We start from the raw sequence: 16,219 nt of genomic DNA on the forward strand, positions 1-16,219 counted from the left end.
ATCTATCCCCTTACAACGGCTCCTAACTGATCCGCCAAAGCGGTGACAGTTTTTTCGACAGAGTTGTTTACTTCTTCATCACTAAGAGTGTGTGATGGATGCTGCCACGTCAAGCCCAATGCGACACTTTTTTTCGATTCATCAATGCCCTGGCCTTGATAAATATCGAATACCAGCACAGCTTTAAAAGCATCACCGGCCGCGTCCGCTATGACCTTTTCAAGTTGACTAACAGGTACATCACGGTCCACCAGCAATGCCAGGTCTCTTCTAACTTCAGGAAAGCGAGACACAGACTGATATTGTGGCAGCTGAGCATCAAGCACGGCGTCTAAAGCAATATCAAACACATAAATAGGCTGATTGGCGCCTAATGACTTAGCAAGCTGAGGGTGCAACTCCCCCATCAGACCAACAAACTTGCCTCCAACGAACAGATCTGCAGAACGGCCTGGGTGCAAAAACTCACACTGAGAGCGCTCATAACTTGGACGATCACCGTCGTTTAAAGCAAACAAGGCTTCAACGTGGGCTTTTAAGTCATAAAAATCCACTTTCTCACTGCCGTGATACCAGCCTTCAGGGTAACGAGACCCCGCAATAAGACCTGAAATTTGCTGCTGCTGATCCAACTCAGACAACGCCTCAACAGACCCAATAAAGCGACGACCTGTTTCAAACAGACGAACACGGGATTGCTGACGATTCTGGTTATGCAAGTACGCCTTCACCAAACCTGGCACTAAACTAGGTCGCATAACCCCCATATCAACTGAAATAGGGTTTGCTAATGGCACAGGCTCAATCGCCGGTAAAAACTGTTTACTCAGCACAGGATCAATAAAACTGTAAGTCACCGCTTCTTGATAGCCTTGAGACACCAAAATAGAACGCAACGCCTGTATTTGTGCTTTTGATTCTGACAATGGTGTAAAGTTAACCGCCGCCGTTGGCATGGAAGAAGGCAAATTGTCATACCCGTAGATGCGAGCGACTTCCTCAATCAAATCCGCCTCAATAGCAATATCAAAGCGATGTGATGGCGCTTTTGTTACCCACTCCTGATCCGTTACCTCAACCATTTCCAGACCCAGACGCGTCAAAATATCGGTCACAAGTGACTGATCAATAGACACAGCAAGGTACTGATCAAGCTTCTTACGGCGCAATGTCACGATCATTGCCTCAGGAAGAGAGCCTTCGTCAACGGTATGGGTTATCGGGCCGGCATTACCACCTGCGATATCTAACACGAGCGCGGTAGCACGCTCCATCGCTTTTTCTTGTAAAGTGGCATCAACACCACGCTCATAACGATGAGAAGCATCTGTATGCAAACCATAAGAACGCGCTTTTCCAGCCAGAGCAATAGGGGCAAAGAACGCACTCTCAAGAAAGATATCTTGTGTCTCCGTGGTGACACCTGATCCCTCACCGCCCATCACACCCGCAATAGCCAATGCCTTAGATTCATCTGCGATCACCATAGTGTCTTCGCGGAGCGTGACATCTTGACCATCAAGCAAAGTAATTTGTTCGCCCTGCGTCGCCATTCGTACAACCACAGAATTCGATAAGTTCGACAAATCAAAAGCGTGCATCGGTTGACCAAGCTCAAGCATGACGTAGTTGGTAATATCAACAATAGGATCAATGGAGCGAATACCACTACGACGCAGTTTCTCTACCATCCATAAAGGTGTTTCAACCGCAACATTAACACCACGGATAACACGACCTAAATAACGAGGACAAGCTTTAGGCGCCTCAACACGAACAGGAAAGACGTCTTCCAATGTTGTTACGGCTGGCACGATCTGTACAGGCGTTAAATCTACTTTATTCAGTACGCCAACTTCACGAGCCAAACCAGCAAGACTTAAACAATCGCTACGGTTCGGCGTCAAATCAACATCAATAATGCAATCGTCTAAATCTAAGAAAGCACGGAAATCTTCACCAACGGGAGCCGATAACGGCAATTCCATAATACCGTCGTGATCATCACTCAAACCTAATTCGGAAGCAGAACACAGCATGCCAAATGATTCCACTTGACGCAGCTTTGCTTTTTTTATCTTAAAATCTTCCCCTAATACAGCACCAATCTTTGCGAAGGGAATTTTAATACCTGCTCGCGCATTAGGCGCACCACATACCACTTGAAACGTCTCAACGCCGTCAGAGACCTGGCAAACTCTTAACTTATCCGCATTGGGATGCTGCTCAGCCGCGGTTATTTCACCTACGACAACACCCGAAAAAGCAGACGCCACAGACAGTACTTCATCTACTTCTAGGCCTGCCAAAGTAATTTGAGCAACCAATTCATCGCTGCCGATTGCTGGATTGACCCATTCTCTTAGCCAATTTTCACTGATTTTCATACATACACCCTAGGTCAATTGGTTATTTGAATTGCTTAAGAAAGCGCAAGTCGTTTTCAAAAAACATTCTTAGGTCGTCTACTTTATAACGCAGCATAGCAAAGCGCTCGACGCCCATACCAAAAGCAAACCCTGTGTATTTTTCTGAGTCGATACCCGACATTTCCAGCACCTTAGGGTGCACCATGCCGCACCCTAACACCTCAAGCCAAGACTCTTCACCTTGCGCATTGGTACGCATGATGTCTACTTCAATGGAGGGCTCGGTGAATGGGAAATAACTTGGGCGAAAGCGCACTTTTAAATCGTCTTCAAAGAAAACATTCAGAAACTGTTGCAAAATGCCTTTTAAATCCGCAAAAGAAATATTTTCATCAATCAGTAAACCTTCCACCTGGTGAAACATCGGTGTATGCGTCTGATCGGAATCACAACGGTAAACTCGGCCAGGACAAATAATACGAATAGGTGGCTGAGTTGTTTCCATTGTGCGTACTTGAACTGGCGATGTGTGCGTTCTTAGTACAGTGTTTGGATTAAAGTAAAAGGTATCCTGCATGGCTCTTGCTGGGTGGTGAGCAGGAATATTGAGCGCTTCAAAATTATGATAGTCATCTTCAATTTCAGGACCAGCCGCTACGTCAAAACCAATGCCTCGGAAAAACGTTTCAATACGCTCCATTGTTCGAGTCACTGGGTGTAAACCACCCACCTCTTGACCCTTACCAGATAGAGAAATATCAATGGTCTCTGTTGCCAATTTAGCATTCAACGCCGCTTTGGCCAACGATGATTTACGCTCAGTGATTCTCTCTTGAACCTGACCTTTTGCTTCGTTAACGAGCTGGCCAAATTTGGGTCTATCCTCTGCAGAAACGTTACCAAGCTGTTTTAGCAAAGCGGTTAGCGCGCCCTTTTTACCCAAATAATGCACGCGGACATCATCTAGTGCGGACTCACTTTCAGATGCAGCCACTGCGCTCAGCGCATCAGCAAGAATCTGCTTTAGGTTCTCCATTTTTCATACTCCAAAAAATAAAATAGGGGAAGAACCTGTGGCTCTTCCCCTATCAAAGACTGCATTGAATGACTCATTTCCATCAGACAAATATCTACTAAAAATGAATCACTCTAAGGCTACGTCAGAAATTAAGCCAAGCTTGCTTTCGCTTTTTCAACGATAGCAGCAAACACTTCTTTCTCGTACACAGCTAGGTCAGCCAGTACCTTACGGTCAATTTCAATAGCCGCTTTTTTCAAGCCAGCAATGAAACGGCTGTAAGACATACCATTGATACGTGCAGCAGCGTTAATACGTGCAATCCACAATGCGCGGAATTGACGTTTACGTTGACGACGGTCACGGTATTGGTATTGACCAGCTTTGATAACAGCTTGTTTTGCTACACGAAATACACGGCTACGTGCACCATAGTAACCTTTAGCTTGCTTTAAAATCTTCTTGTGACGGCGACGAGCCTGAACACCACGTTTTACGCGAGGCATAATATAAACCTTATACTAATGAATTAATAAACTTAAAAATCGAGACTTAGATGTACGGCAACATGCGTACGATCAAAGCTTTATCGCTCTGTGCAACTTGGTTCAAAGAACGAAGATGACGCTTACGCTTAGTCGATTTTTTAGTCAAAATGTGACTAGTATGAGACTGCTTATGCTTAAAACCATTCGCGGTACGTTTGAAGCGCTTAGATGCGCCACTGTGTGACTTAATTTTGGACATGATAAAACCACTCTCGCATTCGTTAATGTTGGTGTAATTTATTAAAAATTACTTCTTCTTTTTGGGGCCTAGCACCATAGTCAATTGACGACCTTCCATTTTCGCAGCTTGCTCCACGGAACCATAATCCTCTAAGTCTTGAGCGACTCGATTCATAAGTTGCATGCCAAGCTCCTGATGGGCCATTTCACGACCACGGTATCGTAATGACACCTTAGCCTTATCCCCGCCTTCAAGGAAACGTATCAGGTTGCGGAGTTTTACCTGATAATCCCCTTCCTCCGTCCCTGGACGGAATTTCATTTCTTTCACTTGGATTTGCTTCGCATTTTTCTTCTGGGCAGCTTTCGCTTTCTTTGCCTCAAAAATATGCTTACCATAGTCCATGATTTTACAAACAATCGGATCGGAATCAGCAATTTGCACTAGGTCAAGGGTTGCTTCTTGAGCCGCCTTTAGCGCTTCCTCAATCGAAACAACACCAATTTGTTCACCATCAGCCGCAATTAAACGGACTTCTGTTGCTCGAATGTTCTCGTTGATTTGAGGACGCTGCTTACTAGCTGCACGCCCACGATTCATATTACCTTTTATAGTACTATCTCCACTTCTTGTTTACGGCTACGGCGAGCAATTTCTTGTTGAAGCAAACCTTCAAAATCAGAAATACTCATCACTCCAAGGTCGTCGCCAGTACGAGTTCGAACAGCAACTTGCTGTTGCTCAACTTCTTTATCACCGACAACAATCATATAAGGGACTCTTTGAAGAGTATGCTCACGGATTTTAAACCCGATCTTCTCGTTTCTCAAGTCCAGTTTTGCTCTAAAGCCATTTGAATTCAATCTTTTTTCCAAATCGGCGCAATAGTCTGCCTGACGATCTGTTATATTCATGATAACAACTTGTTCAGGTGCAAGCCATACCGGAAAAGCTCCCTCTGTTTCCTCGATCAAAATACCGATGAAACGCTCTAAAGAACCAACGATGGCACGGTGCAGCATAACAGGCGTTTGCCGAGAACCATCTTCTGACACATATTGCGCCCCCAAACGAGTCGGCATTGAGAAATCAACCTGAATGGTCCCACACTGCCAAACACGGCCGATGGCATCTTTTAAAGAGAATTCAACTTTAGGCCCGTAAAACGCGCCCTCACCTGGCAACTCTTCCCAATCCAGCCCTGCCAAATCTAGCGCATCAGACAACGCCTTTTCTGCTTTATCCCACACCTCATCAGACCCAACACGCTGTTCAGGTCGGGTAGATAACCTATAAATAATGCTCTCAAAACCAAAGTCTTCGTACACTTCATGCAATAGATCAATAAACTCAGACACTTCTTGCTGAATTTGACCTTCTGTCACAAAGATATGCCCATCGTCTTGAACAAAATTACGGACACGCATAATACCATGCAGAGCACCTGACGGCTCATTACGGTGACAAGAGCCAAACTCAGCCATACGGAATGGTAGATCACGGTAGCTTTTTAGCCCTTGATTATACACTTGGATATGACAAGGGCAGTTCATTGGCTTAACGGCATAATCACGATTTTCAGAATGCGTGGTAAACATATTTTCATGATATTTACCCCAATGCCCAGATTTTTCCCAGAGCACACGGTCTACAATCTGCGGCGTTTTCACTTCTTGATAGTTATTATCAAGCTGTTTCTGACGCATGTACTGTTCAACAACTTGATATAAACGCCAACCTTTAGGATGCCAAAACACCATGCCCGGTGCTTCTTCCTGAACATGAAAAAGATCCAGCTTTTTGCCCAACTTACGATGGTCACGCTTTTCTGCTTCCTCGATGCGTGTCAAATACGCTTTCAGCTCTTTTTTATCATTCCAAGCCGTACCGTAGATACGTTGTAGCTGCTCATTATTAGAATCACCACGCCAGTACGCACCGGCCAGTTTCATCAATTTAAAATGACGCAACACACGCGTATTCGCTATATGAGGACCACGACACATATCTAAGTATTCTTCGTGGTAGTAAAGACCCACGTCTTGAACACTGCCATCCATGTCATCAATCAAGGCAACCTTGTATGTTTCATCACGATCAACGAACAACTGACGCGCTTCTGCGACTGGCGTCATTTTCTTGATAACATCGTAATCGGTTTTCACCAATTCACCGATGCGTTTTTCTATTGCCGCTAAATCTTCTGGCGTAAAAGGACGCTCATAAGCAATATCGTAGTAAAACCCTTCATCAATAACTGGCCCAATCGCCATTTTTGCGGTGGGATACAATTGCTTTACAGCGTGCCCAACAAGGTGAGCAAAAGAATGTCGAATGATCTCAACACCTTCAGCGTCTTTCCCTGTCACTATGCTCACATTAGCATCGTCAGAAATCAGCTCACAGGCATCAACAAGTTGACCATTAATACGACCTGCGACGGTTGCTTTAGCAAGACCAGGACCGATGTCTTCGGCAACTTGCAAAACAGTGACAGGATTTGAAAAAGAACGTTGGCTGCCATCAGGCAAAGTAATTACAGGCATTTTATTCCCCTATCGGAGTCAGTGGTGCTCCATACCAAAGAGCACATGTAAATTTCATCACGTAAACTATCACTTTTAGGATCACCACGCGACTCTATTTTTATCAGGTCAATAGGTAGAGCCTGTCTATATCAATAAAAATCAAGTGTTTTTTGTGCATTTAAGCCATGGACATTCTCTGCACTCAGAGTAAAATCATCAGTCGTTTCACACACTTTAGATATTAGGCACTATGGATCTCAAAACACTTGACGACTACTGCATCGAGACCACCCAATCAGAACCTGAGTTACTGGTTGAGTTGGTTGAAAAAACGTATTCAGACATGGGCTACCCGGATAAGTTGTCAGGCAAGACCATTGGCCGTACATTGAAGTTACTGACGAAGATTGCTCAGCCTAAACGCGCCCTTGAAATAGGTATGTTTACAGGTTATTCAGCATTGTCTATCGCTGAAGGCATGTCTAAAGATGGTCAGCTTATTTGCTGTGAAACCAATCCCAGAGCCATCGAATTTGCTCAGTCTTTCTTTGATCGAAGCGAATTTGGGCACAAAATCCAAGCGATCTTTGGCCCTGCTCTTGAAACAATAGAAAATCTAGACGGTTTGTTTGACCTTGTGTTTATCGATGCGGACAAGCGTAATTATTTAAACTATTACGAAGCCGTACTGCCCATCGTTCGATCGGGCGGTTTAATTATTATTGATAACTCGGTATGGCATGGACGCGTTCTAGACCCCAAAGAGAACAGCGACATCGCTGTTAATCAACTCAACCGTTTGATTGCACAAGATAAACGCGTTGAAAACGTGCATTTAAATGTACGTGACGGATTAAATATCGTCGTAAAACACTAACCCCATTCTTTATAACACCCAGTCACTTGAGCCTATCCTTGAGTGATTGGGTGCTATGCGTTCTATTAAGACATTAATTAAGAGGCAACGATTTTGGTCGTTTTTAAAATCACGAATAACATTTCTGGAAAACACTATATTGGCACATCGTTTAATAGCGGCTTTCAGCGCTTTGAGCAGTATGTTGAGGCCACTGCAGAAGGCCTTGATTTCCCTCTGTACAATGACATCAGAGAAAACGGTGTAGACGCCTTTACCGTTGAAGAGCTTTACGAAACAACGGACAAGCAAGAACTTTACGAACTTGAAACAGACTACATCACTATTTACAACGGCGAGAGTCTACGCGGTTACAAAATTGCTCAAACCGCCGAAAAAACTGCGGGCCTGAGCTTTGGCAAAAAAGCCATGTTTGATGCAAACGGTGTGTCGACCGCAGAGCAACCTAAAAAAACACGCAAGACGGCGACCAAGAAAGCCGTTGAGCTGCCAAAAAAAATCGTTGAGCCTGCACCAACCGCGAAGTCATTTTTTGGTGAATTGATTGGCGAAGATCGTTTAGATACGCCAGCCGTTGCAACGGAAGAAAAAAAGAAAAAAGCGGCCCCTCGCGCAAAAAGCAAAGCCAGCATACAAAAAATGCTAAATGAGGCTGAAAGAGCCGCCAAAAAAGAACGTGAAGAAACACTAAAGTCACAACAGCAAGCTGAAGCTGATGAAATGGCTCTGATCATGGCAAAGATTGATGTCACATCAAAATCTGCCACGTCAGCTTTTCGTCGTCGCAAAGGCTAACGCACAAAGCAACTAGACAACACAAGACGGTTTAGTACAAAAAAGCTCAGGCGATTATGTCGCCTGAGCTTTTTTTGATTCTAGCTTTGATCCCAGTACTGATCGTCAATACCTACTACCAACACTATTACCAATATATCAATACAAAGACACCAACCACTAGCCTCTTGCTTTCTTTAGTGTCTCAGAAATCATGAAGGCCAACTCTAGGGATTGATCCGCATTAAGGCGAGGATCACAGTGAGTATGGTAACGATCGGCTAAATCTGCTTCCGTCACTTCAAACGCACCACCGACACATTCGGTGACATTTTGGCCGGTCATTTCGAAATGTACGCCACCCGCATAGCTACCTTCTGCATTATGCACTTGAAAGAATTGCTGAACTTCTTTTAATACATCATCAACACGACGCGTTTTGTAGCCCGTTGATGCCTTGACGGTGTTTCCATGCATAGGATCACTGCTCCACACGACGTTTTTACCTTCTCGCTGAATCGCCTGAATCAGCTTAGGCATGCCCTCTTCTACTTTATCTGCACCCATGCGAACAATGATATTTAAGCGACCCGCTTCGTTGTTAGGGTTCAGCACATCACACAATTTCAACAGGTCTTCAGGGTCCATTGTCGGCCCCGCTTTTACACCAATTGGATTTTGTACGCCGCGTAAAAACTCAACATGAGCACCATCCAGTTGACGTGTGCGGTCGCCAATCCATAACATATGCGCTGAACAGTCGTACCACTCTCCCGTCAAACTGTCTTTACGCGTCAACGCTTGCTCATATGGCAAAAGAAGCGCCTCATGGGAGGTGTAAAAATCGGTTTCTTTAAACTGGCCAATGTCTGAGCCGACACCACACGCTTGCATAAATTGTAATGCATCATCAATTTTACTCGCCACACCTTGAAAACGACTGCCTGCGGGACTGGCGTTTAAAAAGTCTAGGTTCCACTGGTGCACCTGATGCAAATCGGCAAAGCCACCTTGAGCAAAAGCACGCAATAAGTTCATGGTCGCGGCGCTTTGATTATAGACCTGAACCAAACGCTCAGGATCAGGAATGCGCGCCGATTCGGAAAACTCGATACCGTTGATAATATCGCCACGATAACTTGGCAACTCAATACCGTTTGCCGTCTCCATGCCCGATGATCTTGGCTTAGCAAACTGACCCGCCATACGCCCAACTTTGACAACAGGGCATTTACCGGCGTAAGTCAATACAACCGCCATTTGCAGCATCACTTTAAAAGTGTCACGAATATTGTTGGCGTGAAATTCTGCAAAACTTTCTGCGCAGTCACCACCTTGTAATAAAAATGACTGTCCATTTGCCACTTGAGCCAGCGCTTTTTTCAATTGACGCGCTTCACCCGCAAACACAAGAGGAGGCATTTTACCTAACGTACTTTCTACCTGAGCCAAATGCTCAGCACTTGGATAAACCGGCTGCTGTAATGCCGTTTTATCTCTCCAACTTGTTAGTCCCCACTCTTTCATAATACCTTACAACCTTTTTCTACAAATAATATTCAATCGTGATTAACGAGCAACCACCCATAAAATTTCAGCATCTTCTGCAGACAAAGAAACGAGGGCGTGTCCCATAGTGGCATCATAATACACGCTATCCCCTTCTTTTAATTCAATCGGCTCATAGAGTTCAGAGAAAAAATTAATTTTACCTTCTAGCACCAGGAGGAATTCTTCACCATCGTGGCGAACCCACTCTTTAAACTCCGCAAAAGACCTGGCACGCACCCGCGTTTTAAAGGGCACCATTTTCTTTCGACTAATAGAATAGTTTAACAGTTCATGCTCATAGGTCGTGGTAGGATGAGGCTCACCCTTACCTTTACGGGTAATGTCTCGTCGTCCTGCAATGGAATACTCTGTTGCCTCAACAAACAGTTGCGGCAAATCCATCTCAAGACCTTTAATAAGCTTTTGCACGATAGTGAAACTGGGGGAGACTTGATCGTTTTCTATTTTTGAGAGGGTAGAACGTGCAATTCCCGTTCTTCTCCCAACCTCTTCAAGCGTCCAACCTTTGGCAAGACGAATTTCTTTTACTCGCTTTCCTAACTCTAGCGGCTCAACAAAACGATCTGGATCTGAGGATGTTGCGGTTTCTAATGAGGGACGACTGACCATAAATTACTAATATGCGACTCGAAGGGTTGATTTATAAGATAATTTATAAAGCAACCCAGAGCAGAAAACAATCCTAAATGCTGCCAAGCACAAAAAGCCTTTGGCTTGGCAAGCACTAAAGAAGGATTATTTTAACCAAGGTGCCATGGCTGGCTCACAACGGGTTAAATCAAACCCTTTTGCAGCAGCATAAGCAGATAAGGTATCAATATTTCCGCCTTTCGCGTTTTCTAGCAATACCCATAGAACAGTAGAACGTGTTCCGGTGCGACAAAAAGCAACCGTCTTTTTCTGCTCGGCAATTGCATTACCTTGCTGATCAATTTGAACTTGAGACAGCTTAGGAAGATCAATTGGGTTGGCAATATACTCAAGACCAAGCGCCTCTGCAGCTGCGCGAAGCTCGTCACCCACTGGCTGATCATCCGCCTCACCTTCAGGTCGGTTATTAATAACACGCTCAAAGCCTTGCTCTTTCAGCGAAGCAAGATCTTCCGCCACAAGTTGTGGTGTCGCAAAGTAATAAGCGTCTAGTTCAGCTAAGGTATTCATAACTTCTTCCTTTAAAAAATTTAAGAACGATACAACACTTTTATGAGGTGAAAGCCAAATTGTGTCTTTATTGGCCCCTGCACCTTGTATAGCGGCCCATTAAAAACCGCCTTATCAAAGGCCGGAACCATATCGCCTTTTCGAAACTCACCAAGGTCTCCTCCCTTTTTTCCCGAAGGACAAATGGAGTATTGCTTAGCCAATTTATGAAAATCCGCTTTTTTATCAAGTTTCAATTTCAGTGAATCCGCTTCTGCTTTTGTTTTCACTAAAATATGACATGCGCTTGCGATAGACATCTAACCCTCATCATTATCAAAGAACTCATAAAACGTGCTATCTTGCTAAGTATAATAGAAGGATCTAATGACAATCACTAATCTTCTGTCAGTCTTAATAAGAAATAGAACTTATATCAATTTATTAAAACGGAATACTACCATGACCTCTTATGCATTAATAAGCGACCTGTCGTTTCTTCTTGTTGAACCTTCGGAAACACAACGGAAAATTATTACGTTAGCCCTCCATGATGCCGGCATACAACAAATTGAATTCTGCTCAACCATTGAAGAAACACTCCAAACCCTAGCCTCTTTCCCTCCTGATCTGGTTATTTCCGCCATGTACTTACCCGATGGCACAGCAGATGATCTGATTGATCAGATTCGCACCAATCCAGACACGGAATCACAGTGCTTTATGCTTATTTCAAGCGAGAGAAATAAAGCGCATCTGGAGCACTTAAAACAGTCGGGCGTACTGGCCATTTTACCTAAACCATTTAATCAAAAAGACTTAAAAAGAGCTGTTCACGCTACGTTGGATTTCGTCATGGAAGAAGACCTGGATCTAGAGCTTTTTGATCCAAGAACACTGCGCGTCTTAGTTGCCGATGATAGTCCACTAGCTCGCAAACACATCAGCAAAACACTCAACACCATGGGTATAGAAGACATCGCCTTCGCCAAAGACGGCAAAGAAGCCATAGAAACGCTTGAGGCAAACGAATTTGACCTTATTGTAACCGACTACAATATGCCTGAAATGGATGGTAAGGAGTTAACGGATGCAGTAAGAATGAATCCAGACTTGGCACACATTCCCATTTTGATGGTCAGCTCAAATGCTGAAGATAGTCAGCTTGCTAACATCACCCAAGAAGGTGTCGATGCTGTTTGCGGGAAACCTTTCGAGCCCAGCGTAGTGCGAGATTTACTGGCGAAAATTCTTAATTAAACGCTTATCACGAAATATACCAATAAGATAAAAAAGAGAAATCTACGCAGGTAAATTTCTCTTTTACGTTTTATTCAACACAACACAAAAAATGATGAGACTACATAAAGGCGTTATCGGTTACGGTATGATCAGTAGAATCTTTCACCGCGGTGATGCCGGGCACTTTTTCGATCAGCGTTTTTTCAACGCCTTCTTTTAATGTCAGATCCACTGCACTGCAACCTTGACAACCGCCACCAAATTTAAGCACCGCAGTATTGCCATCTAAGATCTCAATTAAACTCACTTCACCGCCGTGAGCCGCCAAACCTGGGTTAATATCAGAGTAAAGGACGTAGTTTACTTGATCTTCAATCGGACTGTCTTCAGTCACCTTTGGCATCTTAGCGTTAGGCGCTTTAATCGTCAGCTGACCACCCATTTTTTCTGTCGCATAATCAACAAACGCCTCATCAAGGAAATTGACTGAGTTTTTCTCAATATACACTTTTAATTTAGGTAGATTCAGAATCTCATCGGTTTCATTTACTTCATCAGGACGACAATAAGCAAGACACGTTTCAGCGTGAGGCGTACCAGGCTGCTGGATAAAAATACGCACCGCAATACCCTCTACGCCCTGCTTCTCCAATAAAGATGAAAGATATTCTTGGGCACCGTCTGTAATTGTAATATTCATAATAAACCTTTCCAAATCAGTAAAACGATCAATGCTTTGCATATTACCGTAGATCACCAACAAAGCGAAAGACCCAGCAAAAAAGTAAGGTATTTTTCCTTGTTCTACCACTCACATTCGAAGCCTTCCATGTTAAAAATACGAATAATCCTTTATTACCAAAACAACTAAACATATAGATAAATATTCATTTTTAGAATAAGCAATGTTTGCTAGTATTCAATGACTAACATTTATCTAACACGGTTCATTCCACTATGTATCAGTATGACGACATTGACCAACAACTTGTTGAAGAGCGCGTAGCGCAGTATCGCGATCAAACACGCCGCTATTTAAATAAAGAGTTAAGCGAAGAGTCTTTTTTGCCTTTACGCTTACAAAACGGTCTCTATGTACAGCGTCACGCCCCCATGCTGCGCATTGCCATTCCTTATGGCATGCTCTCAAGCACACAGCTGCGCACTTTAGTGGATATCAGTCAGCGCTATGATCGTGGCTACGGGCATTTTACCACTCGCCAGAACCTTCAACTGAATTGGCCTAAATTAGAAGAAGTGCCTGATATTTTGGCTGAACTCGCTCAAGTACAAATGCACGCTGTACAAACCAGTGGCAATTGCATACGCAACACTACGACAGATCAATATGCTGGTGTAATCAAAGACGAAGTGGTTGATCCTCGCCCCTATTGCGAGTTAATCCGCCAATGGTCTACTTTTCACCCAGAGTTTGCTTTTTTACCACGCAAATTCAAGATCGCCGTTAATGCTACCGAGTCTGCTGATCGCGCTGCCACTCAAGTTCATGATATCGGCTTGCATATCCGAAAAAATGAACAAGATGAAATCGGTTTTAAAATTATTGTAGGGGGCGGCTTAGGGCGCACGCCTATGGTTGGGGTTACCATTAAAGAATTTATGCCCCGCGAGCACCTGCTCACCTATTTAGACGCGATTTTACGTGTCTACAATCAGCAAGGGCGTCGTGACAATAAATACAAGGCACGTATTAAAATATTAGTCAAAGCACTTGGTATTGATGAATTTCGTCGCCGCGTAGACGCTGAGTGGCAGCATCTTAAAGGCAAAGAAAGCACCGTTCCTTTGAGTGAGTTTGATCGATTAAACCGTTTTTTCACGGAACCGAACTATGAAACACTGGAGAACCAGCCCTCTAACCTAACGAGCAAGTTAGCCGACAGTGCAGGTTTTGCTCGCTGGTATCAGCGCAACACCTTTGAACACAAAAAGCCTGGTTATCGTATTGTCACCTTGACACTCAAAAAGCCTGGCCAAGCACCTGGCGACGCAACAGCGGAACAAATGACAAAAGCCGCGGATCTAGCGGATCAATACAGTTTTGGAGAATTGCGTGTCAGTCATGAGCAAAACCTGGTGCTTGCTGATGTTCGTCAAGATGCGTTGATCGAAGTATGGGAAGCCGCAAAACAACAAGGCTTTGCCACCCCAACACTTGGCTTATTAACCGACATGATTTGTTGTCCAGGGGGAGACTTTTGTAACTTGGCCAACGCCAAATCCATCCCCATTGCCGATCAAATTCAAGATACCTTTAATGACCTGGATTACTTATACGATTTGGGCGACATCGATCTCAATATTTCAGGCTGCATGAACGCCTGTGGGCATCACCATGTTGGTAATATTGGTATTCTGGGCGTCGACAAAAAAGGCGAAGAGTTTTATCAAATTTCCATTGGCGGCGCATCAGGTCATGATGCCAGCATCGGCAAAATTCTCGGCCCCTCTTTTGGCCAAGAACAAATCAGCGACATCATTCAGAAGTTGATGAATGTTTACGTTGAGCACCGCTTTGAAGAAGAGAGATTCATTGACACATACCGCCGTATCGGCATCACTCCATTTAAAGAGGCCGCTTATGCCAAAGCTCATTAAAAACGGTGACATCATCGACAACCCTCACACCTGGTTAGAAAACAGCGACCAAGCAGTCACTTCTAACAGTCTTGTCGCCGCCCAAACCTGGCTGGCCGAGCAAGAAACGATTGGTGAGGTTGCAGGTATCTGGCTAGACGCTGGAGACGGTATTGAAATACTTCAGGGCGTTGACCTTACGCAATTTGATGTCATCGGCGTATATTTTCCCGCTTTTACCGATGGCAGAGGGTTTAGCTATGCTCGCCTTTTAAAAGAACGCCTACATTATCAGGGTGACATCAGAGCATTAGGCAACTTCATTCCGGATCAGCTTGGTTACCTCATCAGAGTAGGGTTTAACAGCTTTCAGTTTAATGATGACATCGACTTAGACAAAGCACTCGAGCTTTACAAGCCATTTTCAGCTGCTTATCAAGGCGATACATCTCAGCCTAAACCTCTGTTTTTACGTCGTTAACTCTCACTTTATTGTAAATCTCCATAAAAGGGCCATTTGTGTGGCCTTTTTTATTGCGTATTGCTGCCCCCATGATTATCGTATGAAAAGCAAATACGATTGATTACTAAGGAACTTAACGTGTCTAAGAAACGCATTATCGGCCTCATTGTTGGCACCCTTCTCTCTGCTACTGTGCATTCTGCCACTGTATACGTGTCCGACATCCAGTTTGTTGCGATTCGTGAAGGCCAAGATAACAACACGCGGGCAGTAGAACGCGGCCTTAAAAGCGGTACACCGCTTGAAATGTTGGACCAAAATAATGGATACACCAAGGTTCGAACCCCTAGCGGTAACGAAGGCTGGGTAGCCGACTACTTTTTAAGCGAAGACAGAGTGAGTCGCGATCAACTCGAGAGACTTCAGAACCAACTTGAGCAAAGCACGAACGACAAAACGAATATTGCTAATGCACTAACGGACGCTCAACAACAGATTCAAAAGCTTAACGACACTAACATAACCATTGGAAATGAAAACAGTCAGCTTAAACAAAGACTCGCTGACACGGCAGAATTAGCAAGAAAAGCGGAGCGTATTGTTGCGCAAAATAGAGATGTCAGTTATCAAATAGAAAGCCTTAAACAACAAGCGGCCACTGCCGTTGCACAGTCTGAGAAACTGCAAAATTCAACTGAACAAAAATGGTACCTGATCGGCGTTGCTACCTTACTCGGTGGCGTATTTCTTGGCGTAGCGCTGCCCCTAATGCGCCGTAAGAAAAACAACACAGGATCTTGGTCGTAACACAAGAATGTAAAGCATATTCTTTCTCACAGCCACACTAAACACCTGCTATTACTTTAGGGTTTCCTATTGAAATAGCAGAGGTTGTTTGGATTTCTTCTT

General features: G+C 44.1%; 17 protein-coding genes. 6 read left to right on the top strand and 11 right to left on the bottom strand.

What is annotated here, in order from left to right:
* Nucleotides 1-2 precede the first annotated feature (2 nt).
* The 6 genes from pheT to thrS form a co-directional block, all read right to left on the bottom strand.
* Nucleotides 3-2,387 carry a phenylalanine--tRNA ligase subunit beta gene (gene pheT / locus LG368_RS01145; RefSeq protein WP_226752878.1) on the bottom strand — a complete coding sequence of 795 codons (2,385 nt, stop codon included), beginning with the start codon at nucleotides 2,385-2,387 and terminating at the stop codon, nucleotides 3-5.
* Nucleotides 2,388-2,409: 22 nt separating this feature from the next.
* Entirely contained in the window at nucleotides 2,410-3,405 is a 996-nt protein-coding gene (gene pheS, locus LG368_RS01150; protein WP_226752879.1) for a phenylalanine--tRNA ligase subunit alpha, read from the bottom strand.
* 131 nt (nucleotides 3,406-3,536) lie between these two features.
* A complete protein-coding gene (gene rplT, locus LG368_RS01155) occupies nucleotides 3,537-3,893 on the bottom strand; it encodes a 50S ribosomal protein L20 (RefSeq protein ID WP_226752880.1) in 357 nt (118 codons plus the stop codon).
* A gap of 46 nt (nucleotides 3,894-3,939) precedes the next feature.
* Nucleotides 3,940-4,134 (bottom strand): 50S ribosomal protein L35, encoded by a 195-nt coding sequence (rpmI, locus tag LG368_RS01160; protein ID WP_226752881.1) that lies wholly within the window; start codon nucleotides 4,132-4,134, stop codon nucleotides 3,940-3,942.
* Between the two features lie 48 nt (nucleotides 4,135-4,182).
* A complete protein-coding gene (gene infC, locus LG368_RS01165) occupies nucleotides 4,183-4,716 on the bottom strand; it encodes a translation initiation factor IF-3 (protein ID WP_226752882.1) in 534 nt (177 codons plus the stop codon).
* Between the two features lie 8 nt (nucleotides 4,717-4,724).
* Nucleotides 4,725-6,662 (bottom strand): threonine--tRNA ligase, encoded by a 1,938-nt coding sequence (gene thrS / locus LG368_RS01170; protein ID WP_226752883.1) that lies wholly within the window; start codon nucleotides 6,660-6,662, stop codon nucleotides 4,725-4,727.
* A 232-nt stretch (nucleotides 6,663-6,894) separates the two neighbouring features.
* On the opposite strand from thrS, the gene LG368_RS01175 reads away from it, so the two are divergent.
* Nucleotides 6,895-7,521: an O-methyltransferase gene (locus LG368_RS01175; protein WP_226752884.1), complete on the top strand. Its 627-nt coding sequence runs from the start codon at nucleotides 6,895-6,897 to the stop codon at nucleotides 7,519-7,521.
* A gap of 93 nt (nucleotides 7,522-7,614) precedes the next feature.
* Nucleotides 7,615-8,316: a GIY-YIG nuclease family protein gene (locus LG368_RS01180; RefSeq protein ID WP_226752885.1), complete on the top strand. Its 702-nt coding sequence runs from the start codon at nucleotides 7,615-7,617 to the stop codon at nucleotides 8,314-8,316.
* Nucleotides 8,317-8,475: 159 nt separating this feature from the next.
* On the opposite strand, the gene LG368_RS01185 is transcribed toward LG368_RS01180, so the two are convergent.
* The 4 genes from LG368_RS01185 to LG368_RS01200 form a co-directional block, all read right to left on the bottom strand.
* Complete coding sequence (locus LG368_RS01185) at nucleotides 8,476-9,822, bottom strand: class II 3-deoxy-7-phosphoheptulonate synthase (protein WP_226752886.1); 1,347 nt, start codon at nucleotides 9,820-9,822, stop codon at nucleotides 8,476-8,478.
* 42 nt (nucleotides 9,823-9,864) lie between these two features.
* A complete protein-coding gene (locus LG368_RS01190) occupies nucleotides 9,865-10,476 on the bottom strand; it encodes a helix-turn-helix domain-containing protein (RefSeq protein WP_226752887.1) in 612 nt (203 codons plus the stop codon).
* 126 nt (nucleotides 10,477-10,602) lie between these two features.
* Nucleotides 10,603-11,028 carry a protein tyrosine phosphatase family protein gene (locus LG368_RS01195; RefSeq protein WP_226752888.1) on the bottom strand — a complete coding sequence of 142 codons (426 nt, stop codon included), beginning with the start codon at nucleotides 11,026-11,028 and terminating at the stop codon, nucleotides 10,603-10,605.
* A 20-nt stretch (nucleotides 11,029-11,048) separates the two neighbouring features.
* Nucleotides 11,049-11,327: a peptidylprolyl isomerase gene (locus LG368_RS01200; protein ID WP_226752889.1), complete on the bottom strand. Its 279-nt coding sequence runs from the start codon at nucleotides 11,325-11,327 to the stop codon at nucleotides 11,049-11,051.
* A gap of 142 nt (nucleotides 11,328-11,469) precedes the next feature.
* Here LG368_RS01200 and LG368_RS01205 point away from each other — a divergent pair, with 142 nt between their 5' ends.
* The gene (locus LG368_RS01205; protein WP_226752890.1) at nucleotides 11,470-12,267 is read left to right on the top strand and encodes a response regulator; all 798 of its coding nucleotides are present in this window, start codon (nucleotides 11,470-11,472) and stop codon (nucleotides 12,265-12,267) included.
* Nucleotides 12,268-12,367: 100 nt separating this feature from the next.
* Here the strand turns inward: LG368_RS01205 and nfuA are convergent, their stop codons facing one another.
* A complete protein-coding gene (gene nfuA / locus LG368_RS01210) occupies nucleotides 12,368-12,949 on the bottom strand; it encodes a Fe-S biogenesis protein NfuA (RefSeq protein ID WP_226752891.1) in 582 nt (193 codons plus the stop codon).
* Nucleotides 12,950-13,206: 257 nt separating this feature from the next.
* On the opposite strand from nfuA, the gene LG368_RS01215 reads away from it, so the two are divergent.
* The 3 genes from LG368_RS01215 to LG368_RS01225 all read left to right on the top strand — a co-directional run bounded on the left by LG368_RS01215 (nucleotide 13,207) and on the right by LG368_RS01225 (nucleotide 16,117).
* Nucleotides 13,207-14,868, top strand: coding sequence for a nitrite/sulfite reductase (locus LG368_RS01215; RefSeq protein ID WP_226752892.1), 1,662 nt, complete (start codon nucleotides 13,207-13,209; stop codon nucleotides 14,866-14,868).
* The gene (locus tag LG368_RS01220; RefSeq protein ID WP_226752893.1) at nucleotides 14,852-15,328 is read left to right on the top strand and encodes a DUF934 domain-containing protein; all 477 of its coding nucleotides are present in this window, start codon (nucleotides 14,852-14,854) and stop codon (nucleotides 15,326-15,328) included. Before LG368_RS01215 ends, LG368_RS01220 begins: the two co-directional genes overlap by 17 nt.
* A gap of 120 nt (nucleotides 15,329-15,448) precedes the next feature.
* A complete protein-coding gene (locus tag LG368_RS01225) occupies nucleotides 15,449-16,117 on the top strand; it encodes a TIGR04211 family SH3 domain-containing protein (RefSeq protein ID WP_226752894.1) in 669 nt (222 codons plus the stop codon).
* Nucleotides 16,118-16,219 lie beyond the last annotated feature (102 nt).

Source organism: Marinomonas algarum (genome assembly GCF_020532605.1).
Taxonomy (GTDB): Bacteria; Pseudomonadota; Gammaproteobacteria; order Pseudomonadales; family Marinomonadaceae; genus Marinomonas; species Marinomonas algarum.